Origin of the sequence: Actinosynnema sp. NPDC023587, from assembly GCF_040640215.1 — a bacterium.
In the GTDB taxonomy this organism is placed as follows: domain Bacteria; phylum Actinomycetota; class Actinomycetes; order Mycobacteriales; family Pseudonocardiaceae; genus Actinosynnema.
Window position 1 is genome coordinate 179,352 of record NZ_JBFABG010000003.1, and the last position, 26,109, is coordinate 205,460.

Below are 26,109 nucleotides of genomic sequence, written 5' to 3' on the forward strand. Positions count from 1 at the left end.
GCCCCCCGGCACGCCCCCGGGCACCGCCTGATGCGCTTGGCCCTGTCCTGGCTGACCGTGCTGCCGGTGCACGTCGACCACGTGGACGCGCGGTCGGCCGGGCGCGCCATCACGTGCGCACCGCTCGTCGGTCTCCTGCTCGGCCTCGCGTCCGCCGCCGCGCTGCACGGCCTCGCGCTCCTCGGCGCTCCCCCGCTGCCGGCCGGTTTCCTGGTGGTCGGGGGTCTGGCGCTGGCCACCCGGGGCATGCACCTGGACGGCCTGGCCGACACCGCCGACGGGCTGGGCTGCTACGGCCCGCCCGAACGCGCCCTGGAGGTCATGAAGCAGGGCGGCGCGGGCCCGTTCGGGGTCGTCGCGCTGATCGTCGTCCTGGGCGGGGAGGCCGGCGCGCTCCCCGCCGTGTCGTGGGGCGCGGTGGTCCTGGCGCTGACCACCGGACGCGCGGCGTTCGTCCTGTGCTGCCGGAACGGCATCCCGGCCGCCCGCCCGGAGGGGCTGGGCGCGCTCGTCGCGGGCACCCAACCGGCACCCGTCGCCCTCGCGTGGTGGCTGGCGCTCATCGCGGCGGGCTGCTTCGTGTCCCCGTGGCACGGGCCGATCGCCGTCGTGCTGGCCGGCGCGCTCGTGCTGCTGCTGATCCGGCACACCCGCCGCCGGTTCGGCGGGATCACCGGCGACGTGCTCGGCGCGGCGTGCGAGACGGCGAGCCTCGTGGTGCTCGCCGTCTGCTCACTCTCCCCGTGAGACACCCACCGGGCCGGTCCGGCCGGCTCAGGCCAGCGTGGTCATCCAGCCGTGCGGGTCCTCGGCCAGACCCTGCTGGATGCCGGTCAGCCCTGCCCGCAGCCGGAGGGTCACCTCGCCGGTCGCCCCGCCCGACACGCTGAACTCGCCACCGGCGTGCTTCACGTGGCCGACCGGCGTGATCACCGCGGCCGTGCCGCAGGCGAACACCTCGGTCAGCTCGCCGGACCCGGCCTTCTTCTCCCACTCCTCGGTGGAGAAGCGCCGCTCCTCCACCGCGTAGCCGAAGTCGGCGGCCAGCCGCAGCAGCGAGTTCCGGGTGATGCCCGGCAGCAGCGCGCCGGACAGCTCGGGCGTGACGATCCGCGCGTCCGCGCCGGAGCCGAGGACGAAGAACAGGTTCATCCCGCCCATCTCCTCGACCCAGCGCCGCTCCACGGCGTCCAGCCACACCACCTGGTCGCAGCCCTGCTCGGCGGCCTGGGCCTGCGCCACCAGCGACGCCGCGTAGTTGCCCGCGAACTTGGCCGCGCCGGTGCCGCCCGGCGTCGCGCGCACGTACTCGGTGGACAGCCACACCGTCACCGGCTTGAGGCCGCCCGAGAAGTACGACCCGGCGGGCGAGGCGATGAGCACGTAGACGTACTCGGACGAGGGCCGCACGCCGAGGCCCTTCTCCGACGAGTACATGAACGGCCGCAGGTACAGCGACTCCTCGTGGTCGGCGGGCACCCACCGGCTGTCGATCCCGACGAGTTCCCGGACCGAGCCCAGGAACAGCTCGTCGGGCAGCTCGGGCATGGCGAGCCGGCGGGCGGACGCGCGGAAGCGCTCGGCGTTCGCCTCGGGCCGGAAGGACGCGATCGACCCGTCGGGCCGGCGGTACGCCTTGAGCCCTTCGAAGATCGCCTGGCCGTAGTGCAGCACCATGGCCGCCGGGTCCAGCTCCAGCGAGTGGTACGGCTCGACTGCGGCGTCGTGCCAGCCCTGTTCGCGGTTCCAGCGGATCGTCACCATGTGGTCGGTGAAGTGCTGCCCGAAGCCCGGATTGGCGAGTACCTCCGCGACCCGCTCCGGGGTCGCCGGCTGCGGATTGGGGGTCCGGGTGAAAGGCAACGCGGTCGTCATGCCAGCACACTAGCCGCCGGTGGGACTTCGGAAAATCGTCGTCCCGACGCTCGGACGTCCGACTTCGCGGTGGCCACGCACGTACGGGTCCACCTCGCGCCCGCCACCCGCGCCCCGCGTCACCCGACCGACTGGCGGATGCGCCCGAGCCCGAGCAGCCCCGTGCCCACCACCAACCCGATCCCGGTGATGAGCAGCGCGTCGGCCGGCGCGCTCATCGCCAGCAGCACCGACAGCCCCAGCCCCAGGCACGCCGTGCGCATCGGCCAGGTCCGGTCCTCCTGGAGCAGCACCCGCGCCGACGCGTTGGTGAAGCCGTAGTAGAACGCCGTGCCGCACGCCCCGACCGCGAACGCCGTGGCGGTGGGCAGCAGCAGGAACGCCGACGCGGCCAACGCGACCGCCACCACCTCCAACGGCCACCGCGCGCGGATGTTCGGCAGGTCCCCGTTCTCCACCAGCCCGAGCAGCGTGCGCCGCGCGCCGCCTAGCACGAAGATCAGCACCGACACCGCCGCCACCGCCGCACCGACCGCCAGCAGCGGCAGCAGGGACCGCCCGTCCGCCGCCACCAGCGCGTCGCGCAGGGGTGCCGGCGACAGCGCCAGCCGGGCCGCCCCGAGCTGGTGCACCACGGCGGCACCGACGCCGAGCGTGACCACCAGCACCACCACCACCAGCACCGGGATCGCCACCCGCAGCACGCCCGGGGAGAACACCCGGTCTCCGCGCACGGGCGCGGTGATCCGCTCGAACCCGGTGAAGGCCGCGAACATCAGGCCCGACGCGCCCATGATCCCGTCGAACCCGGCCGCCTCGACCGGTCCGACCGGGTTCGCCGCCGGCGCGACCGAGAAGCACACCAGGACGACGACCCCGAGCACGGCGAGCACCACCAGCACCGCCGCCCAGGCCACGAACCGGGCCCAGTACCGGCCGACCACCGCCGTCAGCACGAGCACGCCGAGCCCGGCCGCCACCCGGTCCGCCGGGAACACGTAGGCCCCGAACGCCCCGGCCACCGCCGCCGCCAGCCCGGCCCGGCCGATCAGGTGCGCGCTCGCGCCGATCCGGGCCGGCCACGGTCCGAGCTGGTTGCGGATGTAGGCGTAGCCGCCGGCCGCGTCCGGGTAGGCCCGCTGCTGGTCGGCCGTGGAGTAGGCGCAGCAGAGCGCGGTGAGGGCGGCGAGGACGAGCGCGGGGAGGAACCACGGGCCCGCGACGGCGGCGGCGGGTGCGAATCCGACGAGGATTCCGGCACCCAGGGTCGCACCGAGCGCGAGCACCACGGCCCCCGCGCGGGGCGTGGCAGTCACCGCTACACAGTCCCAGACGGACCGGAGGACCGCTGACGGCCGGCCGGTCGACCCACGATCGTGTTAATTGTTACTTTCCGCTATCGAAGGTGCGGCGGTCCCCTCTCTGACCAAGACCTTTAGCATTCGTCACGATCCACCCACGTTCCCGCCGCACGACCAGGAAGTGCCGGGAGGACCCCGTCAAGGAGCCGCAGTGACCGCCCCCAAACTGGCCATCACCGACAGTGAGCTGAGCACTACACCCGTCGACGCCGTGGTGGTGGGCACCATCCAGGGGCCGGACGGCCTCGTCCTCACGGGTGCCGCGGCGGCGGTGAACGCCGCGTTCGACGGCGGGTTGCCGGCCATCCTCACCACCCTGGGCGCGACCGGCAAGGCCGAGGAGATCGTCTCCGTCCCCACCCTCGGCAAGCTCGCCGCGCCCCTCCTGATCGCCGTGGGCCTGGGCAAGGCGGACGGCGACCAGGTCGACGAGGAGCAGGTGCGCCGCGCGTCCGGTGCCGCCGCCCGCGCCCTGGTCGGCAAGAAGCGCGCCACCACCACGCTCTCCGCGATCCACCTCGGTGCGGCCGTCGAGGGCACGGTGCTCGGCGCGTACCAGTTCACCGCCTACAAGTCGTCGGCCGGCGAGGCCCCGGTGGCCCGCGTCGACCTGGTCGCGCCCACCGGGGGCACGATCAAGGCGCACCGCGCGACCCTCAAGGCGTCCACCGCGGTCGCGGAGGCCGTCGCCGCGACCCGCGACCTGATCAACACCCCGCCGAACGACCTCTTCCCGGCCTCCTTCGCGGAGCGGGCGACGGCGCTGGCCCAGGGCGTCGACGGGCTGGAGGTCGAGGTCCTGGACGAGAAGGCGCTGCGCAAGCAGGGCTTCGGGGGCATCCTCGGCGTCGGCTCGGGTTCGTCCCGGCCGCCGCGCCTGGTCCGGGTGACCTACCGGGGTCCGCGCGCGGGCAAGAAGGTCGCCCTGGTGGGCAAGGGCATCACCTTCGACACCGGCGGCATCTCCATCAAGCCGGCGGCGGGCATGGACGAGATGACCTCGGACATGAGCGGTGCGGCGGCGGTCGTGGCGACGGTCGTGCTGGCGGCGAAGCTGAAGTACCCGCTGGAGGTCACCGCGTGGGCCCCGCTGGCGGAGAACATGCCGTCGGGCACCGCGTACCGGCCTGGCGACGTGCTCACCATGTACGGCGGCAAGACCGTCGAGGTGCTCAACACCGACGCCGAGGGCCGCCTGGTGCTGTCCGACGCGATCGCGCGGGCGTGCGAGGACGGGCCGGACTACCTGATCGAGACCTCCACGCTCACCGGCGCGCAGGTCGTGTCGCTGGGCAAGCGGACGGCCGGCGTGATGGGCTCCGACGAGTTCCGCGACCGCGTCGCGGCGCTCGGCCGCGCGGTGGGCGAGAACGCCTGGGCCATGCCGCTGCCCGAGGAGCTGCGCGGCGACCTGGACTCGCGGGTCGCGGACCTGGCGAACATCGCCGGGCACCGCTTCGGCGGGATGCTGGTGGCCGGGATCTTCCTGCGCGAGTTCGTCGCCGACGGGGTGCCGTGGGCGCACGTCGACATCGCGGGCCCGTCGTTCCACTCCGGTGCGCCGCACGGGTACACCACCAAGGGCGGCACCGGCGTGCCGGTCCGCACGCTGGCCGCCGTGCTGGCGGACATCGCCGCGAACGGCTGATCTTCCGACCTCGGCGGAGGGGGACCCGCAGCACGGCGGGTCCCCCTCCGCGCTTCCGCCGCGACCCGCGCGCTCAGTACCCCACCGCGATCGCCTGCCCCGCCGTGGACGGGTCCTCGGCGCAGGCCACGATCAGGTCCGCCAGGTCCGCGCGCGAGATGGTGTTGCCCCGCCTCAGGTTCGCGTCCACCGCCGTCCGGTACTCGCCGGTGTGCCCGCCGTCGGTCAGCCGGGGCGGCCGGACGATCGTCCACTCCAGACCGCTCGCCCGGACCACCCGCTCCATCGCCGCCATGTCGCCCCACGCGTCCCGCAGCACCCGCCGCAGCACGGGCTTGACCAGGTAGCGGCTCGGCGCGGTGTCCTGCTCGTCCACCGTCATGCCGCTGTTGCTGACCACGATCAGCCGCCGCAGTCCCCGGGCCCGCATCGCCCGCACGATGGTCGCCGTGCTGTCGGCCTGCACCGTGGTCGGCCCGCGCCCCCGCGTGCCGATCGCGGTGACCACCACGTCCGCGCCCGCGACCACCGACCCGATCGACTCCGGGTCGGTCACGTCGGCCACCGCGTCGCGCCCGTTCGCCGTCCGCACGACGGCGGTGACCTCGTGCCCGGCGGCCCGCGCCCGTGCCACGACCTGGGCCCCGGTGCCGCCGCTCGCTCCGAACACGGTGATCTTCACGTCGAACCCCCTCGGTGGTTGGTGAGTACTCACTAACCACTAGGATTACCACATGACCACACGCGACCGCATCCTCGACGCGGCGGCCCACGTGATGCGGACGAAAGGGCTCGCCCGCGCGACGACCAAGGAGATCGCGAAGGCGGCGGAACTGTCGGAAGCGGCGCTGTACAAGCATTTCCAGGACAAGACCGGGTTGTTCCTGGCGGTGCTGAAAGAACGCGTGCCGAGCGACCTCGGCGCGCTGCTCGCCGAACTGCGCGCGGGCGAGGGCGACGTCCGGGAAAACCTGGAACGGGTCGCGCGCACCGCGCTCGGCTTCTACACCGAAACGTTCCCGATCGCCGCGTCGGTCTTCTCCGAACCGACTTTGCTGGCCGCGCACAGGGATGTGCTCCGGCACCGGGGCACAGGCCCCCACCTGCTGGTCGAGGCGTTGGCGGGCTACCTCGCGGCGGAACGGGAAATCGGTCGACTACCGGCGTCGGCGGACCCCCGCGCGGCGGCCGGGCTGCTGCTCGGCGCGTGCCAGTACGCCGTGTTCCTGGGGTTCTTCACCGACTGGCCCACCGACCCGCGCGGAATCGTCGCCGCGCTCTGGTCCGGCCTCGGCTGACCGGCACCGCCGACCCGGGCGGAATGCCGGTTACCCGCGCACCGGGCGGCGCTCAGCCGTTCTGCTCCTTGCGGCGGGAGTACTCGCGCATCCGCTTCGGGTAACCCACGATGCCCGCGTCGTAGATCGGGATGCGCAGTTTCTTCGCCAACTTCTTCGCGCCGTCGGACCCGTCGATGCGCCGCCGGGTCCACTCGCCGTCGTGCGCGACCAGCACCACCGTGGTTTCCGTCACGGTGGTCTTGGGCTCCACGTACGCCTCGACCCCGCGCCGGTCCGCCGCCCACTTCTCCAGGTGACCGGTATCCGTGGACGTGGACGACCGCAGCACGCCTGGGCGCTGCTTCCTGCGAAAACGGTCGAACAGGCCCACCGGGCCACCTCCCGTAGCGACTCCTGGCGACCATGGTGCCGGCGCGGGTGTGAAGGCGTGGGCAAATCCTCCGAAGAGGACACCGCGTCGCCGTACCCCGTGAAGTAGTGACAAGATGGCAATCACCCGCGCGCACCCGCGCGATGTAAGGCAACAAGCCCTCCAGGGAGATCCCGTGACCGACACCTCCGCCGACCTTGTGATCCTCGGTGGCGGCTCGGGCGGCTACGCCTGCGCGTTCCGCGCGGCCGAGCTCGGCCTGTCCGTCGTCCTGGTCGAGAAGGACAAGCTGGGGGGCACCTGCCTGCACCGCGGCTGCATCCCGACCAAGGCGCTGCTGCACGCCGCCGAGGTCGCGGACAACGCCCGCGAAGGCGACCAGTTCGGCGTGAAGTCCTCCCTGGAGGGCATCGACATGGCCGGCGTGAACTCCTACAAGGACGGTGTGGTCAGCCGCCTGTACAAGGGCCTCCAGGGCTTGGCGAAGGCGAACAAGGTCACCCTCGTGGAGGGCGCGGGCACGTTCGTCGGCCCGAACACCGTCGAGGTGGGCGGCGACCGGTACACCGGCAAGAACGTCGTGCTGGCCACCGGTTCCTACGCGCGCAGCCTGCCCGGTCTGGAGATCGGCGGCCGGGTCGTCACCAGCGACCAGGCGCTGAACCTGGACCACGTGCCGGAGAAGGTAGTAGTGCTCGGCGGCGGCGTGATCGGCGTGGAGTTCGCCAGCGTGTGGGCCTCGTTCGGCGCGGACGTGACCATCGTGGAGGCGCTGCCCCGCCTGGTCCCCGCCGAGGACGAGTACGCCTCCAAGCAGTTGGAGCGCGCCTTCCGCCGGCGCGGCATCAAGTTCAAGACCGGCGTGAAGTTCACCGGCGCGACGCAGACCGATTCCGGCGTCTCGGTGCGGCTGGAGTCCGGCGACGTGCTGGACGCCGACCTGCTGCTGGTCGCCGTCGGTCGCGGCCCGAACACCGCCGGCCACGGCTACGAGGAGGCCGGCGTCGCGATCGAGCGCGGCTTCGTGGTCACCGACGAGCGGCTGCGCACCACCCTGCCGAACGTCTTCGCCGTCGGCGACATCGTGCCCGGCCTCCAGCTCGCGCACCGGGGGTTCCAGCAGGGCATCTTCGTCGCGGAGGAGATCGCCGGGCAGCACCCGAAGGTCATCGACGAGGCCGGCATCCCGCGGGTCACCTACTGCAAGCCGGAGGTCGCCTCGGTGGGTCTCTCCGAGGCCGCGGCCAAGGAGAAGTACGGTTCGGTCGAGACGTTCGTCTACGACCTGGCGGGCAACGGCAAGTCCCAGATCCTGAAGACCGCCGGCGGCGTGAAGCTGGTCAAGGCACCCGACGGCCCGGTCGTCGGTGTCACCATGGTCGGCGAGCGGGTCGGCGAGCTGATCGGGGAAGCCCAGCTCATTTATAGCTGGGAGGCCCACCCCGAGGACGTGGCTCCGCTGATCCACGCCCACCCGACCCAGACAGAAGCCCTCGGCGAGGCCTTCCTCGCCCTGGCCGGCAAGCCGCTGCACGTGCACGGCTGACCGTCGCACCCCAGTCAGCCGATACCCGACCCACGCACGAGGAGTCAGCGAACGATGGCCTTCTCCGTCCAAATGCCCGCACTCGGCGAAAGCGTCACCGAGGGCACGGTCACCCGCTGGTTGAAGCAGGAGGGTGACCGCGTCGAGGTCGACGAGCCGTTGCTGGAGGTGTCGACCGACAAGGTGGACACCGAGATCCCGTCCCCGGCGGCGGGTGTCCTCCAGAAGATCGTCGTCCAGGAGGACGAGACCGTCGACGTCGGCGCGGAGCTCGCCGTCATCGGCGACGGCGACGCCGCTCCCGCGCAGGATTCCTCCCCGGAACAGGAGTCCGCCGGGCAGGAGTCCGCCGGCCAGGAGTCCGCCGGCCAGGAGTCCGGTGGGCAGGACGCCGGTGACCAGGAGTCCGCCGAGGAGCAGGCCCCCGAAGCGCGGGACGAGGAGCCGGCCGAGCAGGCCGCCCCGGCCGAGGAGCAGGAGTCCGCGCCGTCCGGCGACGCGGCCGAGGGCACCCCGGTGACCATGCCGGCGCTCGGCGAGAGCGTCACCGAGGGCACCGTGACCCGCTGGCTGAAGCAGGTCGGCGACTCGGTCGCGGTCGACGAGCCGCTGCTGGAGGTGTCCACCGACAAGGTCGACACCGAGATCCCGTCCCCGGTCGCGGGCACGCTGCTGGAGATCACCGCGGGCGAGGACGAGACCGTCGAGGTCGGCGGTCAGCTCGCGGTCGTCGGCTCGGGCTCCCCCGCCCCGAAGGCCGAGCCCGCACCGGCCCAGCAGGCACCGGCCCAGGAGGCGTCGGCCCAGCAGGCGGCGAAGCCCGCCGAGCAGGCACCGGCCCCGAAGCCCGCGCCGAAGGCCGAGCCGGAAGCGCAGCCCGAGCCGGAGGCGAAGCCGGCCGAGCGGGCACCGGCACAGCCCGCGCCCGAGGCCCGGCAGCAGTCCCAGCCGGCCCAGCACGCCAAGGCCGGGTCGTCGGACGACGCCGACGGCGCGCCGTACGTGACGCCGCTGGTCCGCAAGCTGGCTTCGGAGAACGGCATCGACCTCGGGACCCTCAAGGGCACCGGCGTCGGCGGCCGGATTCGCAAGCAGGACGTGCTGGCCGCCGTCGAGGCCGCCAAGGCCCCGGCCCCCGCACCCGCCGCCGCACCGTCCGCGCCGGCCCAGCGGGTCGCGACCGCGCCCGCCGCCGACGGCGGCAAGCGCGGCACCGTGCAGAAGCTGCCCCGCCTGCGGCAGATCGTGGCGCAGCGGACCCGCGAGTCGCTCCAGGTGTCCGCGCAGCTCACCCAGGTGTTCGAGGTGGACGTCACCAAGATCGCCCGGCTGCGCAACCGCGCCAAGGCGGCGTTCGAGCAGCGCGAGGGCACCAAGCTCACGTTCCTGCCGTTCTTCGCGAAGGCCGCCGTCGAGGCGCTCAAGCAGCACGCGGTGCTGAACGCGTCCATCGACGAGGAGAAGAAGGAGATCGTCTACCACGGTGCCGAGCACCTGGGTATCGCGATCGACACCGAGCGCGGCCTGCTCAACGCGGTGATCGCGAACGCGGGCGACCTCAACCTGGCCGGCCTGTCGCACAAGATCGGCGACCTGGCGACGCGGGCCCGGTCGAACAAGCTGACCCCGGACGAGCTGACCGGCGGCACGTTCTCGCTGACCAACCTGGGCAGCAACGGCGCGCTGTTCGACACCCCGATCATCCAGCAGCCGCAGGTCGGCATCCTGGGCGTCGGCGTGGTGAAGAAGCGCGCCGTGGTGATCACCGACGACAGCGGCGACGACACCATCGCGATCCGCTCGATGGCCTACCTGGCCCTCACCTACGACCACCGCCTGGTGGACGGCGCGGACGCGGGCCGGTTCCTCACCACCGTCAAGAACCGCCTGGAAGAGGGCGCGTTCGAGGCCGACCTGGGCCTCTGAGCCCAGGCCGTCGGGCCACCTTCCGCCGAAGCCGTTCCGGGACCCGTCCCGGAACGGCTTCGGTCTTTGCGGGGTCAGTGGCGCTCCTGACACCCGGGCCGCTGTGCACCACGCCGGTCACTGCGAGACGATCAACGCATGCGGGTAGTGGTCGCGGGTTCGTCCGGTTTCATCGGCACCAGTCTGGTCGCCGCGCTGCGCGGCGCGGAGCACGAGGTCGTCCGCCTGGTCCGCCGCCGGCCGACCGCGCCCGACGAGCGCGGCTGGGACCCGCCCGCCGGGCAGCTCGACCCCGGCGCGCTGGACGGCGCGGACGCGGTGGTCAACCTGTGCGGCGCGGGGGTGGCGGACAAGCGCTGGGACCACGCCCGCAAGCAGGTGCTGCTGGACAGCCGGACGGTGCCGACCGAGGTGCTGGCCTCGGCGGTGGTCGAGCACGGGGTGCCGACCCTGGTCAACGCGAGCGCGGTGGGCTACTACGGCGACACCGGGGACGAGGTGGTGGACGAGGCCACGCCGGCCGGCACCGGGTTCCTGGCCGAGATGTGCCGGCAGTGGGAGGCGGCCACCGAGGCGGCGGCGTCCCGGCGCGTGGTGCGGCTGCGCACCGGTCTGGTGATCAGCCCGGCGGGCGGGTTGTTCGGCAAGCTCAAGCCGCTGTTCCAGTTCTTCCTCGGCGGGCGGCTGGGCGACGGGCGGCAGTACATGCCGTGGATCTCGCTGGACGACGCGATCGCCGCGATCCAGTTCGTGCTGGAGCACGAGTCGGTCGAGGGCCCGGTGAACCTGACCGCGCCGAGCCCGGTGACCAACGCCGAGTTCACCCGCACGGTCGGGCACGCGCTGCACCGGCCGACGCCGTGGGTGGTGCCCGGGTTCGCGCTCAAGGCGGTGCTCGGCGGGATCGCCGAGGAGGGCGTCCTGGCGGGTCAGCGCGCGGTGCCCAAGGTGTTGGAGCGCCACGGCTTCCACTTCCTGCACCCGGCGTTGGGCGCGGCGGTGGCGGCGGCCGTCGCCGGATGACCGGCGGCCCCCGGGCGCTCGTCGCGGTGGCGGGCGTGCTGCTGGTGCTGGCGTCGGTCGCGCTCGGGATCGCGGTGCGCGGGACCCCGCCGGGGCCGGACGTGGCCCTGCGCGACCGCGCCCGCGAGCTGGGGCCGGCCTTCGTGGGCGCGGCGGACGTGGTCAGCTTCCTGCTCAGTCCCGGCATGGCGGTGGTCGCGGTGGTGTCGCTGGGGCTGCGGGCGCTGCTGGCGCGCGAGGTGCTGGTGCTCAAGGCGGCGGTCCTGCTCGGCGTCTCGTGGTGCACGGTCCTCGCCCGGTTCGGCTACGACCGGGTGCGCCCGGTGGTGTTCGACCTGCCCTCGTACCCGAGCGGGCACGTGACGGCGGTGACCGCGGTGGCGTTCACCGGGGTCGTGCTGTGCGCCCACCTCGCCCGCCGCCACCTGCGCACGGCCGTCGTGCTGGCGGTCGCGGCGGTGGCCCTCACGGCGGCCAGCCGGGTGGCGCTGACCATGCACTGGTTCACCGACACGGTGGGCGCGGCGCTGGCCACGACGGGGGTCGGCCTGCTCGCGGCCCTGGCCCTGCGGCTGCTGCCGGCCGGCGTAGGGTCGAGGCGTGAGCAGTCCTGAACCCTCCTGCCGCACCTCGACGGACCCGATCGACGTGCGCGAGCTGGGCACCACCGACTACCTGGCCGCGTGGGACCTGCAACGCGAACTCGTCGAGGCCCGCGCGGACGGCGACATCGGCGACACGATGCTGTTGCTGGAGCACCCCCCGGTCTACACCTGCGGCCGGCGCACCGAGGCCGAGGAGCGCCCCCGGGGCGGCGACATCCCGGTCATCGACGTCGACCGCGGCGGCAAGATCACCTGGCACGGTCCCGGCCAGCTCGTGGGCTACCCGATCGTCGGCCTGACCGAGCCGATGGACGTGGTGCAGTACGTGCGCCGCCTGGAGCAGGCGCTGATCCACGTGTGCGACCAGCTCGGCGTGCGCACCGGCCGGGTGGACGGCCGCAGCGGCGTGTGGATCGCGGCGGACGACCGGGGCGTGGAGCGCAAGATCGCGGCGATCGGCATCCGGGTGCAGCGCGGCGTGACCATGCACGGCTTCGAGATCAACTGCAACGCGGACCTGGCCGGTTTCGGCGCGATCATCCCGTGCGGCATCCGGGACGCGGGCGTCGCGTCGCTGTCGCACGAGCTGGACCGCGAGGTCACGGTGGCCGAGGTGCTGCCGCTGGCCCGCCAGGCGGTGATCGACGCGCTCGACGGCGTGCTGCCGTTGACCGAGCGCACGATCATCCGTGAACAACCGGTGGCCGCCGGCGTCACGTTCGCGGTGCAAACCCCCTGACAACCCCGAATCTCCCCTTCTAGTATTCCGGAATTACGGACTACCAGAGGGGAGATTCGTCGTGCTCCTGACTCGACGGCACCTGCTCTCCGCCTGTGGTGTGGCGGGCAGCGCCCTGCTGCTGCCCTCCTCGCCCGCTGCGGCGGACCCCGATCCCGACGACTGGCTGGGCTGGTTGCGCGCGAACCGCCGGCACGTCGCCGCGGTGCTGGACGACGGCCGGGGCGGGCGGCTCGCCCACCGGCCCCACGAGCGGCAACCCCTGGCGGCGGCGGTGCGGGCGGTGCACCTCGCCGGCTACGACCTCGCGGTGCGGGGCGGCCAGGCCGACCCGGGCGAGCGCGTCCGCGTCGGCGACTGGGAGAAGTACCACCTGGGGATGGACGACGGCGCGCACCGGGAAGCCCTGCGCGCGTTGGACCTGAAGTCCACCAACGGCCTCACCGCCGACGACCCCAACGCCACCGTCACCCTGGACGACCTGGTCGCGGTGGCCGCCCGGCACGGCGACCACGCCGCCCTGGACCACCTGCGCGACCGGCTGGGCGAACGGACCCTGCGCACGGCCGCGATCCGGGGCGGCTGGCCGGACGCCCCGGTCCCGTCCCTCCTCGGCGAGTGGCTGCGGCTGGTGCTCGGGCGCGCGGTCGACGTCCAGCGGTACCTGGCCGACCCACAGCTCCAGTTGGAGGTCATCGGCCGGCTGCCGAACGTCCCGAAGAGCTACGCGGGACAGCGGCCCTTCACGCGCACGACCTCGCGCAGCACGGCGGCCGGCCTGCACCGGCTGCTCCGCGCGCTGGACGGGTTCCCGCGCGCCCTGGCCCACCTGGAGCACGGCCGGACCGGACCGGACGGCGTGGCCGGCATCGGGTTCACCGGCGGCGCGCTGCCCGGCGTGCTCACCCTCGGGCTCCGCGTCCGATGGCGGGACGGCCGGGTCGGCACGGCGGCGGTGCTCGTCGAGGAGGTCGACGATCACCGGTCCGGCACCGCCCCGGCGCTGGTCGAACTGGTGCTCGACGCCCTGCTTGACCCCGCTGCGCCGGGGCGATTCCAGGTGAGCCTCTCGTAGGATGTCCACGGTGGACCTGGTGCAGCGACTTGCCGAGCTGGAGCAGCGCGTGGCGGCCCTGGAGGGCGACGGGCGCGAGAGCGTGGTGCTGCCCGAGGCCGAGGACGCCGGCGGCGCGTTCGGCTACGGCGGGCGGGTGTCGCTGGGCGGCGGACGGGTGACCTGGCAGATGGACGTGACACCGGAACGCGCGCTGTCCCTGGCCGACCGGCCCCGGATCGAGGTGCTGGCCGCGCTGGCGCACCCGGCGCGGGTGGACATCGTGCGCTCCCTGCTGGCGCAGGGCCCGCAGCCGGCGGCGGCGCTCCAGGAGGCCGCCCGGCTCGGCTCCACCGGCCAGCTCTACCACCACCTGAAGGCGCTCACCGGCTCCGGCGTGGTGGAGCAGGACAAGCGCGGGAGCTACCGGCTGCGCAGCGCGGCCACCATCCCCGTGCTCGTCCTGCTCACCGCCGCGTCGGACGTCGCGGGTCAGCTCCGGACCTGAGGCGCGACCTCGGCCGCCACCAGCTCCAGGTGGTCGAGGTCGGCCAGGTCCAGCACCTGGAGGTAGACCCGGCCGATCCCGGTCGCGGCCTGCCACTCGCCGAGCCGCTCGACGACCTCGGCGGGGGTGCCGGCCAGGCCGTTCTCCTTGAGCTCGGCCACCTCGCGACCGATCGCCGCCGCCCGGCGGGCCACCTCGGCGTCGTCCCGGCCCACGCACAGCACCAGGCCCGCCGAGCGGGTCATCGTGGCCGGGTCGCGGCCGATCTCCCGGCACGCCTGGTCGACCCGCTCGAACTGCCCGGCGGCGAACGCGACGTCGACGAACGGCAGGTTGAACTCGGTGGCGTACTTCGCGGCCAGCGCGGGCGTGCGCTTCGCGCCCGTGCCGCCGATCACCACCGGGACCGGCGACTGCGCGGGCTTGGGCAGCGCGGGCGAGTCGGCCAGCGCGTAGTGCTTGCCCTCGAACGAGAACCGCTCGCCCACCGGCGTGCCCCACAGGCCGGTGATGACCGCGAGCTGCTCCTCGAACAGCTCGAACCGCTCCCCCAGCGACGGGAAGCGCAGGCCGTAGGCGGCGTGCTCCTCCTCGAACCAGCCGGTACCGAGGCCGAACTCGACCCGACCGCCGGACATCACGTCCACCTGGGCCACCGAGACCGCGAGCGGGCCGGGGTGGCGGAAGGTCGCGGCGGTGACCAGCGTGCCCAGCCGGATCGTCGTGGTGTCGCGGGCCAGGCCGGCCAGCGTGATCCACGCGTCGGTCGGGCCGGGCAGCCCGTCGCCGGGGCCCATCCGCAGGTAGTGGTCGGACCGGAAGAACGCGCCGTAGCCCGCGTCCTCGGCGGCGCGGGCGACGCGCAGCAGGTCGTCGTAGGAAGCCCCCTGCTGGGGCTCGGTGAAGATGCGCAGCTCCAGTTCCACGGCTCAACGCTAATCGCCGCCCACCGGTGCCCGCGATCCGACGCCCCGGACTGTTCCGCGTGGGCCTGCGGGCCCCGCTCCCGACGTATGCCGCCACGATGGCGCAGGTGGTGCCGTCGCCGGCGGTGATCCCGGTGGCGCGCTCGTAGTCGTCGAGGTCGGGGCCGCCGCCCACAGCGCGAACGGCACGGTGTCGTGGACGCCGCCGAGGGGCGCGTCCGTGCAGGGAGTCCGGTGCGGGCGTTCGTCGATCGACGGTCATCGTGGCCCTCCTCACCGCAGGCGGGGGCGTGGTCCCCCGGGTTCGCCAAGAGCGCCTGACGCCGGTTAGGTGGTGACCATGAAGTGGACCGAAGCGGACATCCCCGACCAGACCGGCCGCACCGCGCTGGTCACCGGGGCGAACTCGGGTCTCGGCCTGCGCACCGCCGAGGTGCTCAGCGCGAAGGGCGCACGGGTCCTGATGACCTGCCGGTCCCCTGAACGGGGGCAGCGCGCGCTGGAGCAGGTGCTCGCGACCGGCGGCGCGGCCGAGCTCGTCGCGCTGGACCTGGCCGACCTCATGTCGGTCCGCGACGCCGCCGCCGAGGTGCGCGACCGGACCGACCGGCTCGACGTGCTGATCAACAACGCCGGTGTGATGGCCTGTCCGCTGGAGCGCACCGCCGACGGCTTCGAGCGCCAGTTCGGCACCAACCACCTGGGCCACGCCGCGCTGACGTGGCGGCTGGTGCCGCTGCTGCGCGCGACACCGGGGGCCCGCGTGGTGACCGTGTCCAGCCTCGCCCACCAGCAGGGCGCGGTCGACCTGGCCGACCCGAACTACGAGGTGCGCCGGTACTCGGCGTGGGGCGCGTACGCCCAGTCGAAGCTGGCGAACCTGCTGTTCGCCGGGGAGCTCGACCGGCGCTGCCGCCGGGCGGGAGCGGACGTGACGTCCGTCGCCGCGCACCCGGGCCTGACGGTCACCGAGCTCAGCTCCACGATGGCCCGCGCGCAGCGCAACCCGCTGCTGGCGCTGGGCGCGAAGATCACCGGGCTGTTCTCGCAGAACGTGGCGATGGGGGCGTTGCCGCAGCTCTGCGCGGCCACGGCACCCGACGTGGAGGGCGGCGGCTACTACGGCCCGGACGGGTTCCGCGGCACCCGTGGCCACCCGGCCCGCGCGATCTCCACGGCGGCGGCCCGCGACGAGCTCGTGGCGGGCCGGTTGTGGGACCTGACCGCCGATCTCACGGGCGTCACGCCCGACCTCCCGTGACGTAGGGTTGGCCCGTGACCGTCGTACCTGAGGGTCGGAAGCTGCTGCGACTAGAAGTCCGCAACAGTCAAACGCCCATCGAGAAGAAGCCCTCGTGGATCAAGACCAAGGCGAAGATGGGCCCCGAGTACCGGGAGCTCAAGAGCCTGGTCAAACGCGAGGGCCTGCACACGGTGTGCGAAGAGGCCGGCTGCCCCAACATCTACGAGTGCTGGGAAGACCGCGAGGCCACCTTCCTGATCGGTGGCGAGCAGTGCACCCGGCGCTGCGACTTCTGCCAGATCGACACCGGCAAGCCCGCCGACCTGGACCGCGACGAACCGCGCCGGGTGGCCGAGTCCGTGCAGGCGATGGGCCTGCGGTACTCCACGGTGACCGGTGTGGCGCGTGACGACCTGGCCGACGGCGGCGCGTGGCTGTACGCGGAGACGGTCCGGCAGATCCACGAGCTCAACCCCGGCACGGGCGTCGAGCTGCTGATCCCGGACTTCAACGCGGTCCCCGAGCAGCTCGCCGAGGTGTTCGGGTCCCGGCCCGAGGTGCTCGCGCACAACCTGGAGACCGTGCCGAGGATCTTCAAGCGCATCCGCCCGGCGTTCCGCTACGAGCGGTCGCTGGAGGTGATCACGAGGGCCCGCGAGGCCGGCCTGGTCACCAAGTCGAACCTGATCCTGGGCATGGGCGAGACCCCGGAGGAGGTCGCCGAGGCGCTGCGCGACCTGCACGCCGCGGGCTGCGAGATCATCACGATCACCCAGTACCTGCGCCCGTCGCCCCGGCACCACCCGGTCGAGCGCTGGGTGAAGCCCGAGGAGTTCGTGACCCACAAGGAGACCGCCGAGGGCATCGGCTTCTCCGGTGTCATGGCCGGTCCCCTGGTCCGCTCCTCCTACCGCGCGGGCAGGCTCTACGCGCAGGCCGTGCAGAAGCGCGGCGACGTGCTGCCGGAGCACCTCCACCACCTGTTGCAAGCGGGCAGCGCGGCCCAGGAGATCACCTCCCTGCTGGCCCGCTAGATCCCCCGTCCGCGAACGCCCGGCCTCGATCAGGCCGGGCGTTCGTCATGTCCGGGGTCCGTCGGGTCGGGAGTCCGCTCACGCACGACCGCACCGCCCACGGCGGCGGGCCGGAAAAGGGCGCGCGGACATTTCGACCGGGTTTTCCTCACTCGCCGGCGCTGTTCGTCGACAATGGCGTCGACTCGGGTCCGGTACTGGTCAGACTCGTGCCCGCGTCCTCCACGCCCCACAGTTCCAGCAGGCTGGAGACGGCGAGCCGGATGCCCTCGTAGCTCTCGCTCGGCAGGTCCGACGGGAGCTTGACGTGGAGCTCCGGGTTGTGCATGAGTCCAGCGTCCCGGCAGGCAGACGCTCACGCAATGCCCTGATAGTGGAATCCCCGAATGATGGGAAAGGCCATGATGAGAATGATTCGGAGTGTCCCACCGGCCGAATAAGAGCCGAATTTCGTCCATTTTCGAAGAAAATGTGAACCTGCACACACTGCACACTGGTGGGCGCGACAGGATTCGAACCTGCGACCGCTCGGGTGTAAACCGAGTGCTCTTCCGCTGAGCTACACGCCCGGAGGCGTCCACCCCGCTCGGGGCGACGCCGGAACGCTATCAGGACTTCAGCGCGGCCACTGCCTTCTTCCAGGCCTCCTGGTCGCGCGCCTCGCCGGGCGCGTTGACCTCGGCGTAGCGCACCACGCCCGCCCGGTCGATCAGGAACGTGCCCCGGTTGGCCAGACCGGCGGTCTCGTTGAACACGCCGTACTCGGCCGCGACCGCGCCGTGCGGCCAGAAGTCCGAGAGCAGCGGGAACGAGTACCCCTGCTGGTCGGCCCACGCCTTGAGGCTGAAGGGGGTGTCCACGGACACCCCGACGACCTGGACGCCCTCGTCCTCGTACGCCGCGAGCTCGTCCCGCACCTGGCACAGCTCGCCGGTGCAGATCCCGCTGAACGCGAACGGGTAGAACACCAGCAGCACGCTGCGCTCGCCGCGGAACGACGACAACGTCACCGGCTGCTTGTTGTAGTCGTTGAGCGTGAAGTCCGGAGCCTCCGAACCGACCTCGACCGCCATGCCACACCCTTCCGCGCACCGACCCGAGAAGACGGGCTCCACGCTTGCGGAGCCCGTCGTCGAGCCTAGCGGCAGCGCGGTCGGGTGGTGCTCAGCGCTTGGTCTTGGCCGACTTCGGGGACACCAGTCTGGTGGCCGTCCAGTCGGGGCTCACGGCGAGGTTCGAGGTCTGGGCGAGCCCCGCGGTCGACACGCTCTCGGCGATGTCACTCGGCTCGACGTGACCCTCGCGCCCGGTCTTGGGCGTCAGGACCCAGATCACGCCTTCCTCGGCCAGCGACGTGGTGGCGTTGATCAGGGCGTCGGTCAGGTCGCCGTCGTCGTCGCGCCACCACAGCACGACCACCTCCACGACGTCGTCGGTGTCCTCGTCGAGCAGATCGCTGCCGACTCGCTCTTCGACGGCGGCACGCAGGTCGTCGTCGACGTCCTCGTCCCAGCCGATCTCCTGGACCACGTTGCCCGGTTCGATCCCGAGCCTGTCGGCGACACCGATCTTGCCGGCGTCTTCCGCGGCGACCACGGCTTCCACTCCTCCAAGTACACAAGAGCGGCAGTCGGGTTCGACTGCCGCGCGATGTCACTACCAGTCGCGGTTAGCGAACACTGTCGGGCCTGCCGAGCGCAACCGTAACAGCCAAGACACGCCGCATCGGGTACCCCGGGATGCGTTCCTCCATCCGGATGAGGCACGCTCTACATACCTCCTATTCGCGCGCGCGAGAGACACGATCCAGAACTACTCACGGGTAGCAGTGCCCGGATCGGGTACCTCGGGTGACGATGGGAGTCAGAGACCCCGGAACGAGGAGATCCCTTGAGCCCCCAGAACACTCCCGAACGGGTGCACGTCATCCGTGACGGCCTGGCCGCCCACCTCCCGGACATCGACCCGGAGGAGACCGCGGAGTGGCTGGAGTCCTTCGACGCCGCGCTCAAGGGCGGCGGGCAGCAGCGGGCCCGCTACCTGATGCTGCGGCTCCTGGAGCGGGCGAGGGAGAGTCACGTCGGTGTACCGGCGCTGACCAGCACGGACTACGTCAACACCATCGCCACCGAGCGTGAGCCGTGGTTCCCCGGCGACGAGGAGGTCGAGCGGCGCTACCGGGCGTGGATCCGGTGGAACGCGGCCATGACGGTGCACCGCGCGCAGCGGCCCGGCGTGGGTGTCGGCGGTCACATCTCGACCTACGCCTCCTCCGCGAGCCTCTACGAGGTCGGCTTCAACCACTTCTTCCGCGGCAAGGACCACCCCGGCGGCGGCGACCACGTGTTCATCCAGGGCCACGCCTCGCCCGGGGTGTACGCGCGCGCCTTCCTGGAGGGCCGGCTCTCCGCCCAGCAGCTCGACGGGTTCCGCCAGGAGTACTCGCACGCCGGCCCCGGCGGCGGCCTGCCGTCGTACCCGCACCCGCGGCTGATGCCGGACTTCTGGGAGTTCCCGACCGTCTCCATGGGCCTGGGCCCGATGAACGCGATCTACCAGGCCCGGTTCAACCGGTACCTGCGCGACCGCGGCATCAAGGACACGTCCGACCAGCACGTCTGGGCGTTCCTCGGCGACGGCGAGATGGACGAGCCGGAATCGCGCGGCCTGCTCCAGATCGCCGCCAACGAGCAGCTCGACAACCTGACCTTCGTGGTCAACTGCAACCTCCAGCGCCTGGACGGCCCGGTCCGCGGCAACGGCAAGATCATCCAGGAGCTGGAGGCGTTCTTCCGGGGTGCCGGCTGGAACGTCATCAAGGTCATCTGGGGCCGCGAGTGGGACTCGCTGCTGCACGCGGACCGCGACGGCGCGCTGGTCAACCTGATGAACCAGACGCCGGACGGCGACTACCAGACCTACAAGGCCAACGACGGCGCGTATGTGAAGGAGCACTTCTTCGGCCGCGACCCGCGGACCAAGGAGCTGGTCTCGCCGATGACCGACGACGAGGTGTGGAACCTCAAGCGCGGCGGTCACGACTACCGCAAGGTCTACGCGGCGTACAAGGCGGCCACCGAGCACCACGGCCAGCCGACGGTCATCCTCGCCAAGACCATCAAGGGCTACGGCCTGGGCCCGCACTTCGCCGCGCGCAACGCCACGCACCAGATGAAGAAGATGACCCACGAGGACCTGAAGCTGTTCCGGGACAGCCTGCGCATCCCGATCCCGGACAGCGACCTCGACCCGTACCTGCCGCCGTACTACCACCCCGGTCAGGACTCGCCGGAGATCCAGTACCTCCAGGAGCGCCGCAAGCAGCTCGGCGGCTACGTGCCGGAGCGCCGGACCAGGGCCAAGGCGCTGGTGCTGCCCGGTGACAAGGTCTACGACGTGATCCGGCGCGGCTCGGGCAAGCAGGAGGTCGCCACCACCATGGCGTTCGTCCGGCTGGTCCGGGACCTGGCCAAGGACCCGGAGATCGGCAACCGGATCGTGCCGGTGATCCCGGACGAGGCGCGCACGTTCGGCATGGACTCGATGTTTCCGGCGCAGAAGATCTACAACCCGAACGGGCAGCTCTACACGTCCGTGGACGCCCAGCTCATGCTGGCGTACAAGGAGTCCGAGCAGGGCCAGATCCTGCACGAGGGCATCAACGAGGCCGGTTCGACGGCGTCGTTCACCGCGGCGGGCACGTCTTACGCCACGCACGGCGAGCCGATGATCCCGATCTACATCTTCTACTCGATGTTCGGGTTCCAGCGGACCGGCGACGGCCTGTGGGCGGCGGCCGACCAGATGGCGCGCGGTTTCGTGCTGGGCGCGACGGCGGGCCGCACCACGCTGACCGGCGAGGGCCTCCAGCACGCTGACGGGCACTCGCTGCTGCTCGCGCACACCAACCCCGCGGTGGTCTCCTACGACCCGGCGTGGTCGTTCGAGGTGGCGCACATCGTGCGGGACGGCCTGCGGCGGATGTACGGCGAGAACGCCGAGAACATCTTCTACTACATGACCGTCTACAACGAGCCGTACCAGCAGCCGGCCGAGCCGGCGGGCCTGGACGTGGACGGCCTGCTCAAGGGCCTGTACCGCTACCAGGCCGGGCCCGGCACGGGTCCGCGCGCCCAGGTGCTGGCCTCCGGCGTGGCGATGCCGTGGGCGCTCAAGGCGCAGCGGCTGCTGGCCGAGGACTGGGGCGTGCAGGCCGACATCTGGTCCGCGACGTCGTACTCCGAGCTGCGCCGCGAGGCGGTCGAGGTGGACCGGCACAACCTGCTGAACCCCGACCAGGAGCCGAGGGTGCCCTACGTGACCCGGGTGCTGTCCGAGGCGGCCGGTCCGGTGGTGGCGGTGTCGGACTGGATGACGGCCGTGCCGGACCTCATCCGGCCGTACGTGCCGACCGACATGACGACGCTGGGCACGGACGGCTTCGGCTTCTCCGACACCCGCCCGGCGGCGCGGCGGCACTTCCTGGTCGACGCCGAGTCGATCACGGTGGCCACGCTGGCGGCGCTCGCCAGGCGCGGCGAGGTCGAGCAGTCGTTGGTGGTGCAGGCGGCGGGCAAGTACCGCATCGACGACGTGAACGCGGCGGGCCCGTCCACCTCGGACGCGGGTCTCGCGTAGCGGTCGGGCACAGCGGGTTTCGCGAGGCGTGTGGGGCTCCACCCGATCGGGTCGGGCCCCACACGCCTTTTTGCGGGCTCGCGAGCGAGGGGCGCTCCTACGATCTGCGTCACGGAACCGGTGAGGGGCGGAAGCCACCCGCGCGATACCCGTAGCGGCCCCTGAGAGGCGCTCTGGCACCGCGCGGCGGGGAGATCGACATCCGGGGAGGGGGCCGACGGCCACGGGCTCCTCAGCGGCGGCCGGGCGGGGGCGGTGGGCATTCGGGCCGTTCCGCCCACCGCGGGTGTGATCCACACCATAGAATCGGCGGGACACGCCGACGAGGGGGGCAATGGGGACGCCGCGGCCCGCGGTCCACCGGACGATGCTGGCGGTGGACGTCTGCGGGTTCGGCGCGCTCGGCCGCAGCCAGCAGCAGGCGGTGCGGCACGGGCTCTACGCGGCGTTGGAGGCCGCATTCGTCGAGTGCGGCGTGCCGTGGGACGACGACTGGGACGGCACCTACCACGAAGACCGCGGCGACGGGCTGTTCGTGCTGGTGCCCGCCGGGGTGCCGAACAGCCGCGTGGTATCCGCCCTGCCCCACGCGCTGGTGGGCCAGTTGCGCCGGTACAACGCGATGTTCCGGCCGCAGACCGGCATCCGGCTGCGCGCCGCGATCACCGCCGGCGAGGTGCTCAACGACGGCAACGGCGTGATGGGCGACGGGCTGGTGCTGGCGTTCCGGCTGCTGGACTGCGCCGCGCTGCGCGACGAGGTGACCCGCCGGCCGGGCGAGCTGGCGCTGATCGTGTCCGACCGGTTCTACCAGGACGTGGTCCGCGACGACGCGGGGTGCGACCCGGACTCGTACCGGCGGGTCCCGGTGGACGTGAAGGAGGTGCGCGGCGCGGCCTGGCTCAGCCGGCCCGACCACCCGCACACGCCGTCGTCCGCCCGACCGCCCCGGCCGGCGGCGCGGGTCCGGTGGGCCGTGCCGGTGCTGGCCGTGCTGCTGGCCGCCCCGCTGTCCTGCGACGCGCTGCTGGGCGCGCCCGCGCCGGAACCGCCGTGCCCGAACCCGGTGCAGCTCAACGTGCTCACCTCGGCGGAGAAGGCGGACGTGGTGCGGACCCTGGCGGCCGAGTTCGAGGACCGGTCGCGGACCTTCGACGGCACCGGGTGCAAGCAGGCCGACGTGTACGTGGCGGTGGGCGTGTCCGAGCGGAGCGCGGCGGCGCTGGGCCGGGGCTGGCCGGACGGCGACGTGGCCGCGCTGAGCCCCGAGCCGCACGTCTGGTTGCCGGACACCGGGTGGGAGGTGGCCGAGGTGCGCGCCATCCTCGCCGACAGCGGGCGCACCGACGTCGAGCTGGACGAGCGCGGCCCGGTGGCGTACTCGCAGCTCGTGCTGGGCGTCGCGCCGGACCGGGCGCGGAACCCCTCGTTCGAGTGGCGGGAGCTGGCCGCGTTCCGGACCCTCGCGGCGGTCGACGCGGACGCGTCCGGCGCGGGCCTGGCGGCGGCGGCGGCGCTGGTGCGGGCCGAACTCGACGTCGAGGTGCTGGACGCGGCGGTGCTGGACGGCCCGGACGTGGCGCGGCGGTTGCGGGACGTGGCGCTGCGCACCGCGCCGCAGCCGGCCGGCCCGTGCCCGGCGGCGGACCGGGCGGTGCTCGGCTCGGAGAAGGCGATCCGCGACCTGACGTGCCTCCAGGCGGTCTACCCGACGGGCGGCACCGTGCACCTGACCCACCCGTTCGTGTCGGTGGTGCGGCGCGACCGGCCGCGCAACGTGCGGCGCGAGGCCGTCGTCCAGCGGTTCCAGGACCACCTGGGGGACGGGTCGGCGCAGGAGGCGTTCCGGCACGCCGGCTTCCGCGACCAGGACTGGGTGCCCGAGCCGCACGAGGGAATCCGGCCGGACCGGCAGCCCGCGCTGGCGCTGGAGGTGGACGCGACGGCGGTGCGCGCGGCGTGGCGGTCGGCCGGCCGGTCGACCCCGGTGGTGCTCGCGGTGGACGGGACGGCGCGCGCGGAACAGCTCGCGGACCGGCTCACCGAGCGGATCCGGCCGCGCGGCGAGGTGCTGCGGCTGGACTTCGCGCCCGGCGACCTGGCGGGCGTGGTGGAGCGCGGCGTCGCCGAGTTCGGGTCGGACCGGCCGATCGTGGTCCTCAGCGGCACCGCGACCGCCGCGCCGGTCCGACCGCCGGTGCTGGACTCGCCGGTGACCGTGTACGGGGTGGGGTTCGCCGAGGGGGCGTGCTCGGCGGTCAGCCAGCTCGGCGTGTTCCGGGCCGCGTACCGGGGGGACTGCTTCGCCGAACGGGACGTGGACCGGGCGCTCGACCTGGTGGCGGACGGACTGTGGGGTACCGATGGCTAGGCAGCGGGGGGCGTTGACCAGGTGGCTGGTGCCGGTGGTGGTGGCACTGCTGGTCGCGGCGTGCGGTGTGCCGGCGATCGACCCGGCGCGCGACGGCGTGGGGCGGATCACCTTCGTCGACAGCCAGGACCTGTCGAACCGGCAGATCAAGCAGCGGGTGGACGAGTGGAACGCCACCGCCCGGCGGGGCGAGCAGGTGACGTACGTGCCGCTGCCGACGCCGACGGACGCCTACCGGGCCCAGCTCATGGCCCGTGCGCAGGACCTCGTGGGCGCGCGGGGCGACTACCAGGCGCAGTGCTACGACGTGATGACGCTGGACGTGGTGTGGACGGCCGAGTTCGCCAGGTCCGGCTACCTGGTCCCGCTGTCGCCCGAGGAGTTCCAGGCGGAGCAGTACCTGCCCGCGACGATCAGGTCCGTGGTGGTGGACGGGCGGTTGTGGGCGGTGCCGTGGCGGGCCGACGTCGGGGTGCTCTACTACCGGTCCGACCTGCTGGCCGCCGAGGGCCTGGTCTGGCCGGCGACGTGGTCGGAGCTGGAGCGGACGGCCGAGGTGCTGGGGCCGAAGCACCGGATCGCGGGGTACGTCGGGCAGCTCGACCGGTACGAGGGGCTGACGGTGAACGCCCTGGAAGCGGTGTGGGCGCACGGCGTCGAAGAAGGCCGGTGGAACTGGGACTCGCCGGAGGCGCGGGCCGGGATCGGGATGCTGGCGCGGGGCATCGAGGAGGGCTGGATCCCGAAGGAGGCGCTGACCTACGACGAGTCGGACAGCCTGACGGAGTTCAAGGAGGGTCGGGCGCTGTTCCTGCGCAACTGGCCCTACGCCCGGGAGGTCCTGGAGGCGTCGCCGTTGAAGGGGAAGTTCCGGATGGCGGCGCTGCCCGGCCCGGGGGCGCTGGGCGGCTGGAACCTGGCGATGTCGCGGTGCTCCCAGCACCAGTTGACCGCGCGGAAGTTCATCCGGTTCCTCGCCGGGGAGGCCAGCCAGCAGGTGCTGCTGGAGCAGGCCGGGTACCCGCCGTCGCTGCGGGCGCTGTACCGGAAACCCGAGCTCAACGCGCGGCTGCCGCACCTGGGAGTCCTGCGCACGGCGGTCGAGAGCGCCCGCAACCGGCCCGTGACCGCGCACTACGAAGAGGTGACGCGGGTCCTCCAGGGCGCGTTGCACGCCGGTCTGGGCAATCCCGGGTCGCTGGACGCGGAGCTGAGACAGTTGTCGACCGACGTGGCCCGCGCGCTCAGCGGTCGCTGAGCGGTGGCCGGGTGGGCCCGGGGTCAGCGGGTCGCGGCGAGGGCGGCTCGTTTGGCTTCGCGGTTCCAGTCGATCCACCCGCGCACCACGAGGACGGCGAACACGGAGTAGACCGCCGCGCTGAAGTACAGGCCCGAGTGCAGTTGCAGGGGCACGCCGATCGCGTCCACCGCCAGCCACACCAGCCAGAACTCCACCAGGCCGAGCCCTTGCAGGGCGAACGCCAGGACCGTGCCGACGAAGATCGCCGCGTCGGGCCACGGTGCCCACGACGCGTCCAGCGCGTCCAGGACCAGCGCGAACCCCGTCGTGCCGACCACGAAGACCACCGCCACGGCGATCCGCTCGCGGAGCGTGCCCCTGCGGACCACCACGCCGAACACCGGGTCGCGCCGCCGCGTCCACGCCCACCAGCCGTACACGGTGATCAGCGCGATCACGACCTGCCGCGCGGCGGTGCCGCCGAGGTGCGCGGACAGGTAGACGACGAAGAGCAGCGTGACCGAGACGAGTTGCACCGGCCACGTCCAGAGCGTCCGGCGTTGCGCCAGGTAGACGACGACCAGCGCGAACACCTGGCCGATGAACTCCGCGTAGGACACGAACTGGCCGAACACCGTGAAGCCGTGGTCCATCAGGGCCCGCATCGCGCTCTCCCCTCGTCTCTTCGCGGGCAACACCCG

24 protein-coding genes and 1 tRNA gene are annotated in these 26,109 nt (G+C 72.8%); 15 read left to right on the forward strand and 10 right to left on the reverse strand.

The window, feature by feature from the left end:
* The first annotated feature begins 30 nt into the window (after positions 1–30).
* Positions 31–747: an adenosylcobinamide-GDP ribazoletransferase gene (gene cobS / locus AB0G01_RS09560; RefSeq protein ID WP_360941816.1), complete on the forward strand. Its 717-nt coding sequence runs from the start codon at positions 31–33 to the stop codon at positions 745–747.
* A gap of 27 nt (positions 748–774) precedes the next feature.
* Here cobS and AB0G01_RS09565 read toward each other — a convergent pair whose 3' ends face one another.
* Both AB0G01_RS09565 and AB0G01_RS09570 read right to left on the reverse strand, forming a co-directional pair.
* The gene (locus AB0G01_RS09565) at positions 775–1,875 is read right to left on the reverse strand and encodes a branched-chain amino acid aminotransferase (protein WP_360941819.1); all 1,101 of its coding nucleotides are present in this window, start codon (positions 1,873–1,875) and stop codon (positions 775–777) included.
* Between the two features lie 119 nt (positions 1,876–1,994).
* Positions 1,995–3,191 (reverse strand): amino acid permease, encoded by a 1,197-nt coding sequence (locus tag AB0G01_RS09570; protein WP_360941822.1) that lies wholly within the window; start codon positions 3,189–3,191, stop codon positions 1,995–1,997.
* Between the two features lie 196 nt (positions 3,192–3,387).
* Here AB0G01_RS09570 and AB0G01_RS09575 point away from each other — a divergent pair, with 196 nt between their 5' ends.
* Complete coding sequence (locus AB0G01_RS09575; protein ID WP_360941825.1) at positions 3,388–4,884, forward strand: leucyl aminopeptidase; 1,497 nt, start codon at positions 3,388–3,390, stop codon at positions 4,882–4,884.
* Positions 4,885–4,957: 73 nt separating this feature from the next.
* On the opposite strand, the gene AB0G01_RS09580 is transcribed toward AB0G01_RS09575, so the two are convergent.
* A complete protein-coding gene (locus tag AB0G01_RS09580; protein ID WP_360941828.1) occupies positions 4,958–5,566 on the reverse strand; it encodes an NAD(P)H-binding protein in 609 nt (202 codons plus the stop codon).
* 52 nt (positions 5,567–5,618) lie between these two features.
* On the opposite strand from AB0G01_RS09580, the gene AB0G01_RS09585 reads away from it, so the two are divergent.
* On the forward strand, positions 5,619–6,182 hold the full coding sequence (locus AB0G01_RS09585) for a TetR/AcrR family transcriptional regulator (RefSeq protein ID WP_360941831.1): 564 nt from the start codon (positions 5,619–5,621) through the stop codon (positions 6,180–6,182).
* A gap of 52 nt (positions 6,183–6,234) precedes the next feature.
* Here the strand turns inward: AB0G01_RS09585 and AB0G01_RS09590 are convergent, their stop codons facing one another.
* On the reverse strand, positions 6,235–6,555 hold the full coding sequence (locus AB0G01_RS09590; protein ID WP_360941834.1) for an oxidoreductase: 321 nt from the start codon (positions 6,553–6,555) through the stop codon (positions 6,235–6,237).
* Positions 6,556–6,730: 175 nt separating this feature from the next.
* Here AB0G01_RS09590 and lpdA point away from each other — a divergent pair, with 175 nt between their 5' ends.
* From lpdA to AB0G01_RS09625, 7 genes are all read left to right on the forward strand, one after another.
* Positions 6,731–8,101, forward strand: a complete 1,371-nt coding sequence (gene lpdA, locus AB0G01_RS09595; protein WP_360941836.1) for a dihydrolipoyl dehydrogenase — start codon at positions 6,731–6,733, stop codon at positions 8,099–8,101.
* Between the two features lie 54 nt (positions 8,102–8,155).
* Positions 8,156–10,027, forward strand: coding sequence for a 2-oxoglutarate dehydrogenase, E2 component, dihydrolipoamide succinyltransferase (gene sucB, locus AB0G01_RS09600; protein ID WP_360941839.1), 1,872 nt, complete (start codon positions 8,156–8,158; stop codon positions 10,025–10,027).
* A 138-nt stretch (positions 10,028–10,165) separates the two neighbouring features.
* Positions 10,166–11,050, forward strand: a complete 885-nt coding sequence (locus tag AB0G01_RS09605; RefSeq protein WP_360941842.1) for a TIGR01777 family oxidoreductase — start codon at positions 10,166–10,168, stop codon at positions 11,048–11,050.
* Positions 11,047–11,664, forward strand: a complete 618-nt coding sequence (locus tag AB0G01_RS09610) for a phosphatase PAP2 family protein (protein ID WP_360941845.1) — start codon at positions 11,047–11,049, stop codon at positions 11,662–11,664. The genes AB0G01_RS09605 and AB0G01_RS09610 overlap by 4 nt, the downstream gene beginning before the upstream one ends.
* The gene (gene lipB, locus AB0G01_RS09615) at positions 11,651–12,394 is read left to right on the forward strand and encodes a lipoyl(octanoyl) transferase LipB (RefSeq protein WP_360941848.1); all 744 of its coding nucleotides are present in this window, start codon (positions 11,651–11,653) and stop codon (positions 12,392–12,394) included. Before AB0G01_RS09610 ends, lipB begins: the two co-directional genes overlap by 14 nt.
* Before the next feature lie 61 nt (positions 12,395–12,455).
* On the forward strand, positions 12,456–13,469 hold the full coding sequence (locus AB0G01_RS09620; RefSeq protein ID WP_360941851.1) for a hypothetical protein: 1,014 nt from the start codon (positions 12,456–12,458) through the stop codon (positions 13,467–13,469).
* Between the two features lies 1 nt (position 13,470).
* Positions 13,471–13,956: a helix-turn-helix domain-containing protein gene (locus AB0G01_RS09625; RefSeq protein ID WP_360941854.1), complete on the forward strand. Its 486-nt coding sequence runs from the start codon at positions 13,471–13,473 to the stop codon at positions 13,954–13,956.
* Here the strand turns inward: AB0G01_RS09625 and AB0G01_RS09630 are convergent.
* Positions 13,941–14,876 (reverse strand): LLM class F420-dependent oxidoreductase, encoded by a 936-nt coding sequence (locus AB0G01_RS09630; RefSeq protein WP_360943269.1) that lies wholly within the window; start codon positions 14,874–14,876, stop codon positions 13,941–13,943. The two genes, AB0G01_RS09625 and AB0G01_RS09630, sit on opposite strands and share 16 nt — an antisense overlap.
* Before the next feature lie 346 nt (positions 14,877–15,222).
* Here AB0G01_RS09630 and AB0G01_RS09635 point away from each other — a divergent pair, with 346 nt between their 5' ends.
* Entirely contained in the window at positions 15,223–16,143 is a 921-nt protein-coding gene (locus tag AB0G01_RS09635) for an oxidoreductase (protein ID WP_360941857.1), read from the forward strand.
* Positions 16,144–16,157: 14 nt separating this feature from the next.
* Positions 16,158–17,159, forward strand: a complete 1,002-nt coding sequence (gene lipA, locus AB0G01_RS09640) for a lipoyl synthase (RefSeq protein ID WP_360941860.1) — start codon at positions 16,158–16,160, stop codon at positions 17,157–17,159.
* Positions 17,160–17,307: 148 nt separating this feature from the next.
* On the opposite strand, the gene AB0G01_RS09645 is transcribed toward lipA, so the two are convergent.
* From AB0G01_RS09645 to AB0G01_RS09660, 4 genes are all read right to left on the reverse strand, one after another.
* A complete protein-coding gene (locus AB0G01_RS09645; RefSeq protein ID WP_360941863.1) occupies positions 17,308–17,487 on the reverse strand; it encodes a hypothetical protein in 180 nt (59 codons plus the stop codon).
* A gap of 166 nt (positions 17,488–17,653) precedes the next feature.
* Positions 17,654–17,728, reverse strand: a tRNA-Val gene (locus AB0G01_RS09650).
* Between the two features lie 39 nt (positions 17,729–17,767).
* Positions 17,768–18,232, reverse strand: a complete 465-nt coding sequence (locus AB0G01_RS09655; protein ID WP_360941866.1) for a peroxiredoxin — start codon at positions 18,230–18,232, stop codon at positions 17,768–17,770.
* A gap of 91 nt (positions 18,233–18,323) precedes the next feature.
* The gene (locus AB0G01_RS09660) at positions 18,324–18,755 is read right to left on the reverse strand and encodes a DUF3052 domain-containing protein (RefSeq protein WP_360941869.1); all 432 of its coding nucleotides are present in this window, start codon (positions 18,753–18,755) and stop codon (positions 18,324–18,326) included.
* Positions 18,756–19,049: 294 nt separating this feature from the next.
* On the opposite strand from AB0G01_RS09660, the gene aceE reads away from it, so the two are divergent.
* The 3 genes from aceE to AB0G01_RS09675 all read left to right on the forward strand — a co-directional run bounded on the left by aceE (position 19,050) and on the right by AB0G01_RS09675 (position 25,426).
* Positions 19,050–21,797, forward strand: a complete 2,748-nt coding sequence (gene aceE, locus AB0G01_RS09665; RefSeq protein ID WP_360941872.1) for a pyruvate dehydrogenase (acetyl-transferring), homodimeric type — start codon at positions 19,050–19,052, stop codon at positions 21,795–21,797.
* Between the two features lie 334 nt (positions 21,798–22,131).
* Positions 22,132–24,168: a substrate-binding domain-containing protein gene (locus AB0G01_RS09670; protein WP_360941875.1), complete on the forward strand. Its 2,037-nt coding sequence runs from the start codon at positions 22,132–22,134 to the stop codon at positions 24,166–24,168.
* Complete coding sequence (locus AB0G01_RS09675; RefSeq protein ID WP_360941878.1) at positions 24,161–25,426, forward strand: ABC transporter substrate-binding protein; 1,266 nt, start codon at positions 24,161–24,163, stop codon at positions 25,424–25,426. The genes AB0G01_RS09670 and AB0G01_RS09675 overlap by 8 nt, the downstream gene beginning before the upstream one ends.
* Before the next feature lie 23 nt (positions 25,427–25,449).
* Here the strand turns inward: AB0G01_RS09675 and pnuC are convergent, their stop codons facing one another.
* A complete protein-coding gene (gene pnuC / locus AB0G01_RS09680; RefSeq protein ID WP_360941881.1) occupies positions 25,450–26,073 on the reverse strand; it encodes a nicotinamide riboside transporter PnuC in 624 nt (207 codons plus the stop codon).
* Positions 26,074–26,109: the final 36 nt, after the last annotated feature.

Excerpts from the sequence above, each read along its gene's own strand:
- sucB (WP_360941839.1), top strand. The coding sequence starts at position 8,156 with ATGGCCTTCTCCGTCCAAATGCCCGCACTCGGCGAAAGCGTCACCGAG.
- AB0G01_RS09585 (WP_360941831.1), top strand. The coding sequence starts at position 5,619 with ATGACCACACGCGACCGCATCCTCGACGCGGCGGCCCACGTGATGCGG.
- pnuC (WP_360941881.1), bottom strand. The coding sequence starts at position 26,073 with ATGCGGGCCCTGATGGACCACGGCTTCACGGTGTTCGGCCAGTTCGTG.
- AB0G01_RS09655 (WP_360941866.1), bottom strand. The coding sequence starts at position 18,232 with ATGGCGGTCGAGGTCGGTTCGGAGGCTCCGGACTTCACGCTCAACGAC.
- AB0G01_RS09635 (WP_360941857.1), top strand. The coding sequence starts at position 15,223 with ATGAAGTGGACCGAAGCGGACATCCCCGACCAGACCGGCCGCACCGCG.
- AB0G01_RS09605 (WP_360941842.1), top strand. The coding sequence starts at position 10,166 with ATGCGGGTAGTGGTCGCGGGTTCGTCCGGTTTCATCGGCACCAGTCTG.
- AB0G01_RS09625 (WP_360941854.1), top strand. The coding sequence starts at position 13,471 with ATGTCCACGGTGGACCTGGTGCAGCGACTTGCCGAGCTGGAGCAGCGC.
- AB0G01_RS09645 (WP_360941863.1), bottom strand. The coding sequence starts at position 17,487 with ATGCACAACCCGGAGCTCCACGTCAAGCTCCCGTCGGACCTGCCGAGC.
- AB0G01_RS09670 (WP_360941875.1), top strand. The coding sequence starts at position 22,132 with ATGGGGACGCCGCGGCCCGCGGTCCACCGGACGATGCTGGCGGTGGAC.
- cobS (WP_360941816.1), top strand. The coding sequence starts at position 31 with ATGCGCTTGGCCCTGTCCTGGCTGACCGTGCTGCCGGTGCACGTCGAC.
- AB0G01_RS09675 (WP_360941878.1), top strand. The coding sequence starts at position 24,161 with ATGGCTAGGCAGCGGGGGGCGTTGACCAGGTGGCTGGTGCCGGTGGTG.
- AB0G01_RS09565 (WP_360941819.1), bottom strand. The coding sequence starts at position 1,875 with ATGACGACCGCGTTGCCTTTCACCCGGACCCCCAATCCGCAGCCGGCG.
- AB0G01_RS09610 (WP_360941845.1), top strand. The coding sequence starts at position 11,047 with ATGACCGGCGGCCCCCGGGCGCTCGTCGCGGTGGCGGGCGTGCTGCTG.